We start from the raw sequence: 583 nt of genomic DNA on the forward strand, positions 1-583 counted from the left end.
CCATTCGGATTGATCAAACCATCAGCAATCAGATTGATGATGAATGAATCATTATTTAAACGATTAACTATACTTGCTGTACTGAATTGTTGCATAAATGCATCATTTATTTCTTTTACTTGAAGTTCTTGTTCGTTTTCTAAGTCATCTGAATCTACTGGATATACAAGATAATTTTTAAAGAATTCAGAATAATAAGGAGTGGGAGATTTTTGAGTATCTTTAAAGATTTGATTGAATAGGACTTGATCATTTTGATAAAGGAATGAAGCAAGTTTCAAGATATAGTTGTTATAGGTTTCATAGATACAGCTATGGGAGTTGTTCATACTCCAATCAAGATCATCATCATCTTTAAGCCTACATTTATCATCCATTTTTCTTAGCATTTCCCTTGCAATGTTTCTAGCTTCCATTTTGAGTTTTGGATTTCCTTTGATGATGGCTTGATACAAAGAAGAGAAGAGATTATCCCTATAAATAAGATCATTAGAAATACAAATCATATCTTCAGTAGTAATATCTTTTGCTTTGGTGATATTTTTAAGATTTTTATCTTTGATTTTACATTGAAAGCTTGGAG

At 29.8% G+C, this 583-nt stretch carries 1 pseudogene; it reads right to left on the bottom strand.

Going from position 1 to position 583, the window contains the following annotated elements:
- Positions 1-583: pseudogene (locus tag BKH41_RS09930) on the bottom strand (hypothetical protein); the annotation flags it as partial.

Origin of the sequence: Helicobacter sp. 12S02232-10 (genome assembly GCF_002272895.1) — a bacterium.
GTDB lineage: Bacteria > Campylobacterota > Campylobacteria > Campylobacterales > Helicobacteraceae > Helicobacter_J.